This window comes from Salipiger sp. HF18, from assembly GCF_011806505.1.
Classification (GTDB): domain Bacteria; phylum Pseudomonadota; class Alphaproteobacteria; order Rhodobacterales; family Rhodobacteraceae; genus Salipiger; species Salipiger thiooxidans.
This window is the reverse complement of the sequence record NZ_JAATOS010000181.1, coordinates 1-7730: the sequence shown is the minus strand read 5'-3', so window position 1 is coordinate 7730 and position 7730 is coordinate 1. Positions and strand designations below refer to the sequence as shown.

The window sequence follows — 7730 nt, the reverse complement described above, 5'->3', positions numbered from 1 at the left end:
CGAGGTGATCTTCGCGGTGGTCCGCGGCCACGAGGTGAACGAGGGCTTCCTCGTGACCTCGATGCTCTACACCCTGATCATGCCGGCCTCGGCGCCGCTGTGGCAGGTCGCCCTCGGCATCATCTTCGGCGTGGTGATCGGCAAGGAGGTCTTTGGCGGTACCGGCAAGAACTTCCTGAACCCCGCGCTGGTCGGCCGGGCGTTCCTCTACTTCGCCTACCCCGCGCAGATGTCCGGCGACACGATCTGGACGCCGGTCGACGGCTTCTCGGGCGCGACCCCGCTCGCCATCGGCGCCAGCGACGGCTACGCCGCCCTGCCTGAGCGCGGCATCACCTGGATGGACGCCTTCATCGGCACGATCCAGGGCTGTCTCGGCGAGACCTCGACCATCGCCTGCCTCATCGGCCTCGCCTTCCTGCTGGTCACCAAGATCGCCAACTGGCGCCTGGTGCTCGGCTGTCTCGTGGGCATGATCGCCTTCTCGTCGTTGCTGAACCTCATCGGTTCGGACAGCAACCCGATGTTCGCCATGCCCTGGTACTGGCACCTGGTCATCGGCGGCTACGCCTTCGGCCTCGTGTTCATGGTGACCGAGCCCGTCTCGGCCAGCCACACCAACGTCGGGCGCTACATCTACGGGGCGCTGATCGGCTTCATGGTGGTGATGATCCGCGTCATCAACCCGGCCTTCCCGGAAGGGATGATGCTCGCGATCCTGTTCGGCAACGTCTTTGCGCCGCTCATCGACTACTTCGTGGTGCAGGCCAACATCAAACGGAGGGCCAAGCGCAATGTCTGACGCGAACGAGAACAATGGCTTCATCCGCCGCTTCCTCGACATGCCCAACGACTCCGTCGTCAAGACAGTGACGGTCGCCGTGGCGCTCTGCCTCGTGGCCTCGATGGTGGTGTCCGCCGCCGCCGTGTCGCTGCGCCCGGTGCAGGAGGCCAACAAGCTGCGCGACAAGCAGACCAACGTGCTTGAAGTGGCCGGCGTCTACGACCCGAACGTGCCCGTGGCCGAGGCCTTCGAGTCGATGGAACCGCACGTGCTCGACCTCGCCACCGGCGAGTTCACCGACGAGTTCGACATCAAGACCTTCGACCAGCTCGCCACCTCGAACGACCCCGCCATCGTGCGGGCGCTCGACGAGGACCCGGCGGGTCTCGGCGGCCACATGCAGGCGTTCCGGATGATCTACATCCTGCGTGCCGACGATGGCAGCATCGACAAGGTGATCCTGCCGATCGAAGGCTACGGCCTGTGGTCGACGCTTTACGGCTTCATCGCGCTGGAAGAGAATGGCAACGACATCTACGGCCTGCAGTTCTACCAGCACGGCGAAACCCCCGGTCTTGGCGCCGAGGTCGACAACCCCCGCTGGAAGGCGCTCTGGAAGCTGCGTGAAGAAGAAGAAAAACCCCAGATCACCGACGCCAAGAGCGCCCCCTCCTCTTTCCCCGATTATTACATCGACGCGCTGGCCGGGGCGACCCTGACCTCGCGCGGCGTCGACAACCTTGTCCGCTTCTGGATGGGCGAAGACGGCTACGGCCCCTTCCTCGAGCGGCTGAAGGCAGGAGAGATCTGATGGCTCACACACGCAAGTCGCAACTTGTCGATCCGCTTATCGACAATAACCCGATCACCCTGCAGGTGCTGGGCATCTGCTCGGCGCTCGCGGTGACCTCGTCGCTGAAGGTGGCACTGGTGATGGCGATCGCGGTGACCCTGGTGACCGCCTTCTCGTCGATGTTCATCTCGATGCTGCGCAACCAGATCCCCGGCTCGATCCGGATCATCGTGCAGATGGTCATCATCGCGTCGCTGGTGATCCTGGTGGACCAGGTGCTCAAGGCCTATGCCTACGAGATCTCGAAGACCCTGTCGGTCTTCGTGGGCCTGATCATCACCAACTGCATCGTGATGGGCCGCGCCGAGGCCTTCGCCATGAGCAACCCGCCGGTGGCCAGCTTCATCGACGGCATCGGCAACGGCATGGGCTACGGGCTCATCCTGATGACGGTGGGCGTGATCCGCGAGCTCTTCGGCTCGGGCTCGCTGTTCGGCATCACCCTGCTCGAGACGGTCAACAACGGCGGCTGGTACGTGCCCAACGGCCTGCTGCTGCTGCCGCCGTCCGCCTTCTTCGTCATCGGGCTGCTGATCTGGGCGATCCGCACCTGGAAGCCGAAGCAGGTCGAAGAGCGTGAATACAAGATCCAGAGCGTGGAGGCACACTGATGGAAGGTCTCGTCTCACTCGCCGTAAAGGCGGTCTTCGTCGAGAACCTGGCGCTGTCCTTCTTCCTGGGCATGTGCACCTTCATCGCCGTGTCGAAGAAGATTTCGACGGCGATGGGTCTCGGCATCTCGGTCATGATCGTGCAGGCGATCACCGTGCCGGCAAACAACCTGATCCTGCACTATCTGCTGGCGCCGGGCGCACTCGCCTGGGCCGGTTTCCCGGACGTAGACCTCACCTTCCTCGGCCTGATCTCCTACATCGGGGTGATCGCCGCGCTGGTGCAGATCCTCGAGATGGTGCTCGATAAGTACTTCCCGCCGCTCTACAACGCGCTGGGGGTCTTCCTGCCCCTCATCACGGTGAACTGCGCCATCCTCGGCGGCTCGCTCTTCATGGTCGAGCGCGCCTACGACTTCCCCGAGGCGCTGACCTATGGCGTGTCCTCCGGGTTCGGCTGGGCCTTGGCGATCACCGCCATGGCCGGCGTGCGCGAAAAGCTGAAGTACTCAGACATCCCCGACGGGCTGCAGGGTCTCGGCATCACCTTCATCACCGCGGGTCTGATGGCGATGGCCTTCATGTCCTTCAGTGGCGTGAAACTCTGAGCCGGAGGACTTACTGGCAATGCTAACTTTCAGCCTGGGCGTCGTCCTCTTCACCCTCATCGTGATCGCGCTGGTGAGCATCATCATCGCCGCGCGCTCGCGACTGGTGTCTTCGGGCAACGTCAACATCACCATCAACGGCGAGAAGACCATCTCGGTCCCGGCGGGCGGCAAGCTGCTGCAGACCCTTGCCGGCCAGAAGCTCTTCGTCCCCTCCGCCTGCGGCGGCGGCGGCACCTGCGCGCAGTGCCGCGTCCGGGTGCACTCGGGCGGCGGGTCGATCCTGCCCACCGAGGAAAGCCACATCACCAAGCGCGAGGCCGCCTGTGGCGACCGCCTCTCGTGCCAGGTGGCCGTGAAGCAGGACATGGACATCGAGGTCCCCGAAGAGGTCTTCGGCGTCAAGAAGTGGGAGTGCACCGTGCGCTCCAACGACAACGTCGCGACCTTCATCAAGAACCTCGTGCTGGAGCTTCCCGAGGGCGAGGACGTCAACTTCCGTGCCGGTGGCTACATCCAGATCGAGGCCCCCGCGCACAAGCTGTCCTACAAGGACTTCGACATCGCCGAGGAATACCGCCCCGACTGGGACAAGTTCAATCTCTGGCAGTACGAGTCGACGGTCGACGAACCCATTGAGCGCGCCTATTCGATGGCGAACTATCCCGACGAGAAGGGCATCATCATGCTCAACGTCCGGGTGGCCTCGCCGCCGCCGGGCTCCTCCGGCATCCCGGCGGGTCAGATGTCGTCCTACATCTTCAACCTGAAGCCCGGCGACAAGGTCACCATCTCCGGTCCGTTCGGCGAGTTCTTCGCCCGTGACACGAAGAAGGAAATGGTCTTCATCGGCGGCGGCGCGGGCATGGCGCCGATGCGCTCGCACATCTTCGACCAGCTCAAGCGCCTCGAGAACCGCGATCGCAAGATCACCTTCTGGTACGGCGCCCGCTCCAAGCGCGAGATGTTCTTCGTCGAGGACTTCGACGAGCTGGCCAAGGAGTTCGACAACTTCGAATGGCACGTCGCCCTGTCCGACGCCCTGCCCGAGGACGAGTGGAAGGGCTACACCGGCTTCATCCACAACGTGCTCTACGAAGAGTACCTCAAGAACCACCCTGCCCCCGAGGACTGCGAGTTCTACATGTGCGGACCGCCGATCATGAACCAGTCGGTGATCAACATGCTGCTGGAGCTGGGTGTGGATCGCGAGGACATCATGCTCGACGATTTCGGCGGCTGATCCAGGCACCACCACAGACACGGCGGGGAGGCTTCGGCCTCCCCGTTTTCGTTTCGGGGACCCGGTTCCGCGCGCCCCCCGGCGCGTCAGGGCGGCACTGTTTGTGCACATGCAGACGCCCGACTGACACAAGTTTCGGCAAAGTTGTATCAACTCAGATCATGATTGATGCATGCGATCGGAGCTATTCTGATCCCGCGGACGCAGCGTCTGGTCGTAGCGATAACTGAACAGACAGCAGCCTGTCCCCTGCTCCCGCTGCGTCCGCACTTGGTCGGAGTGTTCCAGTGGTGCCAGTGACCTTGTTTACCTATGTATGGTCGTATTCAAAAACGGAAAAACAACCGTAACCTGAACTGACACAACTTGTGTCAGAGGTGACACATGTTGCCCGGTGACAATCGATTTACGGAGGTGTTTCAGTCGTATTGCGGACGCAGCAAGCGCCACCACTCACATCAGATTCTGGCCCCAAGCCATGTCCTGAACGCTGCGTCCGCCCACCCCTCCCCGACATCGCCAGTCAGATCGTTCCGAGGCCCCCGCGGAGCGATATGTAAGTCCAGCATCGCGACGCGCCTGACCTGTCCCGTTCCGCCCGTCAGGCGCCGACCCGCCAGGCCGTTCGGCGCCTGCACTGCGAGTCGAAGTCTCCAAGGAAATCAGGGGGGCAAAGGCCGTCCGGACCCGACAATAGCTCTTTACGCGGCGTCAGGGCGGGGCCGTCGGAGCGCTGCCCTACCCGTTCGGATAGGTGCTTCATCCGACTAGGCCGGCAGCGATCCCTTCGTCTTGTCGCGGGCACCCCCCGGTCCGGGCTACACCTTGTGCAGGGACGGCACGCTGCCACGCGACCGGACCCGAAGCCGGCAGAGACAGAGGCCCGCTTCAGAAGACAGTAAGTAAAGGGGGACATTTCCTATGACCGACGAGATCGATATCGTACAGCGCCTTCAGTCCAGAAAGCTCCCCTCCTGCAGCCCCGACGGTGGCCAGACCTCTCAGATCGACTTCATGCAGATCCTTGCCGACCGGCGGGAAGCTGCGGCCATCATCGAGGCCCAGCAGGCGCTCATCGACCGGCTGCAGTTCGGCTACGAGATCCGGCGCTACCACGCCTGATACACGCTGCCCCGGCGTCTCGAGCCGGGGCCCTCGCCTCCGGGCGGGGCAATCTGGGCAGGACCGCCCCCGACAACCGGTACCGGCCGATACGGGCCGAGACAGGACACTCCCTCATAAGGGATGCACGCGAGGCGGACTCGCATGTATTGTCGAACCCGTGCCCCTTCCGGATGCCCGGGCCGCGCGCCAGAGGTTTGCGACAGTCCCAGGAGGTCGCGTCTCCACCATGTCCGCGGTCACCTCACCCGCGCGCATCCTGCGCCGCACCGCCTCTGCCGCATTCGCGCGGCTCCTCGCCGGCACCGGCGCCGCGCAACAGGAAAATGCCGCCGAGGCCCCCACAAAGCTCGCCGCCAAGGCCGGGCTCTCGTAATTCCGACGAGATCCCGGTTTCGGGCTCCCTCGCTTTCGGACCGGAGACCAGGCTCAACGCGCGGATAACGGAGAGCGGCCAGTGGTCGGTCGGGGCGTCCACCTCTTCTCCTTCGCGATCCTGGCCTTCTCCGCCTCGAACAACGAGTTCGACAACGGCTCCGAGCAGACGCGCTGCTCGCTCGGAGGCACCTTGCCGCTGACTGCCACGGGGCTCAAGACCGGCCAATGGCAGCTCTCCACGCCCTACGGCTACACCTGCAGCGAGGGCAGCATCGCGGTGACCGGCCTCGACCTCTCGAAGCGCTTCACCGTCAAGGTGAGCAACGACAGCGGCTGTGCCGGGCTCTTCGCCATCCGGCCGCTGGCCGAGCGGCTGACGTTGCTGAGCGGCGGCCTCTAGACCCGTGGCACGGATGACTTGAGCGGTATCTCGCTGGGCGCGGGCCTGAGCGCCCGGGACACGCTCGCGGTTTTCGGCTCCTACATCGACAGTGATCTCGGCCAAGACGAGACACCGCGCGTCTCCTACCGCCACGAGTTCTGAGGCGGAGCCAGCCGAAGCGGCACGAGCTGAAATGCACAGGCCTGTCGGCGGAGCTTCAGGCTGGGGTCTGGAGGACGGTCGTCTGTAGAACCGTGGTCTGGAGGATGTTCGGGAAGCGGCGCGCGGGCGAAAACTCGGCCTTTTCAAACCAAACGCCCCGGCTCGGACATGATGCCAAAACCGGGGCGAACAGGTACTGAAAAGTCATACTTCTAAGATGCCCCAGACCCACCGACACCAGAGGAAAATCTCTGGCTTTCATCGAAGGATCCCTGGACGCCACCACTCACGAGCCACGAAGACATTAGACGAACACGGGACAATTATCAGATTGATGGATCGCTAAGGCCCTGTCGAGTCACCTCATCTTTGCGTTGCTGAAAGAATTTGGCCACACAACGATGGCGGGTGAGACATTAAGAATAAATAAATGTAAGCTCTGCAATTATCAGAATGATAAAATGAGATGACGCGCTTTTGGGCAAGACCGCGCCACCTAACCGACAGTTTCCAAGATGGAAACGACTCAAGTGAAGCACGAGGACAGTGCCACAATTTCGCCATATTTCCAAAATGTTAGAGTAACATCAACGGGTCCGCGGAATCCTCCGAAAGCCTGCCGTCCGACGCTCGCGCCGCACCCGGAACGGTGTCCCTGTGACCCTACATCGGGAGCGTGAAAGCTGAGGACCAAGTCGCAACTCAAATTACGGTCGGCCGCTCTTTTCGGGGTCCCGGGCTCCCCCGCCGCTAACCATCATTGGCGATCCGAATGAACCGAACCATGAACACCGTCGTCTGAGCCGGCCCCGTCAAAGTGCTCAAGCCAGGATGCGCGAAGTCCGCAGGATTTCGGTGAACAGGAGGACTATGACATGGCTGGAAAGCGGCATTGTTGCAGAACTCAGCCGGTGAAGGAGTCACATCGGACTCCATGCGGTTAGACGAGCAGCCTGAGCGAGCCCAAGCCCGCCCGTTACCGCACGACGACCTGGTCCACCGACATCGATGCGCTCAGGAAGCGCGGGTCGCTGCTGATCTGGCTGGGCCAGGAGATGACCTGGCACCCGCAGCATAAGGGGCGCCCGCCGGTCTTTTCGAATGCCGCGATCCAGGTCTGCCTGTCCACTGCCCGACAGGGCCTTGTGCAACAAGGTCCCGAAAGGGGATCAAGGTTCTGTTCAGGCTGCCGCTCAGGCAGACAGCCGGGATGGTCGCGAGCCTCCTGCGCCTGGCAGGGCTGGACTGGCCTGTTCCGGACGACTCGACGCTGTGCCGCAGACAGAAGACCCTCAAGGTGCAGATCCCCTTTCGCCGTGCCGAAAGGCCGCTGACTCTTCTGGTGCCCTCTCGGGACATTGCTTCGCAATACCCTGCCGGGTGACAGACAGCACCGGCATCAGGTTTCCTGGCGACGGCGAATGGCAGGCCCGCAAGCATAGCATTCAGGGCCGCCGCCAATGGCGCAAGGTGCATCTGGCGATGGACACCGCCACCTCGGACATCCGGGCCGTCGAGTTCCCCCCCCCAGCCGGGAAGGTGACAGCCCCGTCCTGCCGGACCTGTCGGGCCAGATCCCCGAGGACG

The 7730-nt window shown here is 63.2% G+C and carries 9 protein-coding genes and 1 pseudogene; all 10 read left to right on the top strand.

Annotation, left to right across the window (positions count from 1 at the left end; genetic code table 11):
- On the top strand, window positions 1–802 hold an 802-nt coding region (locus HC022_RS14950), incomplete at its 5' end, for an NADH:ubiquinone reductase (Na(+)-transporting) subunit B (RefSeq protein ID WP_167452980.1).
- Entirely contained in the window at window positions 795–1595 is an 801-nt protein-coding gene (locus HC022_RS14945; protein ID WP_167452979.1) for a Na(+)-translocating NADH-quinone reductase subunit C, read from the top strand. The genes HC022_RS14950 and HC022_RS14945, both read left to right, overlap by 8 nt.
- On the top strand, window positions 1595–2248 hold the full coding sequence (locus HC022_RS14940) for an NADH:ubiquinone reductase (Na(+)-transporting) subunit D (RefSeq protein ID WP_008886324.1): 654 nt from the start codon (window positions 1595–1597) through the stop codon (window positions 2246–2248). Before HC022_RS14945 ends, HC022_RS14940 begins: the two co-directional genes overlap by 1 nt.
- Entirely contained in the window at window positions 2248–2856 is a 609-nt protein-coding gene (nqrE, locus tag HC022_RS14935; RefSeq protein ID WP_008885326.1) for an NADH:ubiquinone reductase (Na(+)-transporting) subunit E, read from the top strand. Before HC022_RS14940 ends, nqrE begins: the two co-directional genes overlap by 1 nt.
- Before the next feature lie 19 nt (window positions 2857–2875).
- Window positions 2876–4099, top strand: coding sequence for an NADH:ubiquinone reductase (Na(+)-transporting) subunit F (nqrF, locus tag HC022_RS14930; RefSeq protein WP_167452978.1), 1224 nt, complete (start codon window positions 2876–2878; stop codon window positions 4097–4099).
- Window positions 4100–5020: 921 nt separating this feature from the next.
- Window positions 5021–5221, top strand: coding sequence for a hypothetical protein (locus HC022_RS14925; protein WP_008884429.1), 201 nt, complete (start codon window positions 5021–5023; stop codon window positions 5219–5221).
- A gap of 229 nt (window positions 5222–5450) precedes the next feature.
- Window positions 5451–5597, top strand: coding sequence for a hypothetical protein (locus tag HC022_RS14920; RefSeq protein WP_167452977.1), 147 nt, complete (start codon window positions 5451–5453; stop codon window positions 5595–5597).
- An 81-nt stretch (window positions 5598–5678) separates the two neighbouring features.
- Window positions 5679–5999, top strand: a complete 321-nt coding sequence (locus HC022_RS14915; protein WP_167452976.1) for a hypothetical protein — start codon at window positions 5679–5681, stop codon at window positions 5997–5999.
- A gap of 18 nt (window positions 6000–6017) precedes the next feature.
- Window positions 6018–6143, top strand: coding sequence for a hypothetical protein (locus tag HC022_RS29670; protein WP_303049069.1), 126 nt, complete (start codon window positions 6018–6020; stop codon window positions 6141–6143).
- 953 nt (window positions 6144–7096) lie between these two features.
- Window positions 7097–7730 (top strand): annotated as a pseudogene (locus tag HC022_RS14910) (IS5 family transposase); the annotation flags it as partial.

Bases quoted from the DNA above. Each gene is read 5' to 3' on its own strand.
- nqrE (WP_008885326.1), top strand. From the start codon at position 2,248: ATGGAAGGTCTCGTCTCACTCGCCGTAAAGGCGGTCTTCGTCGAGAAC.
- HC022_RS14925 (WP_008884429.1), top strand. From the start codon at position 5,021: ATGACCGACGAGATCGATATCGTACAGCGCCTTCAGTCCAGAAAGCTC.
- HC022_RS14940 (WP_008886324.1), top strand. From the start codon at position 1,595: ATGGCTCACACACGCAAGTCGCAACTTGTCGATCCGCTTATCGACAAT.
- nqrF (WP_167452978.1), top strand. From the start codon at position 2,876: ATGCTAACTTTCAGCCTGGGCGTCGTCCTCTTCACCCTCATCGTGATC.
- HC022_RS14920 (WP_167452977.1), top strand. From the start codon at position 5,451: ATGTCCGCGGTCACCTCACCCGCGCGCATCCTGCGCCGCACCGCCTCT.
- HC022_RS14945 (WP_167452979.1), top strand. From the start codon at position 795: ATGTCTGACGCGAACGAGAACAATGGCTTCATCCGCCGCTTCCTCGAC.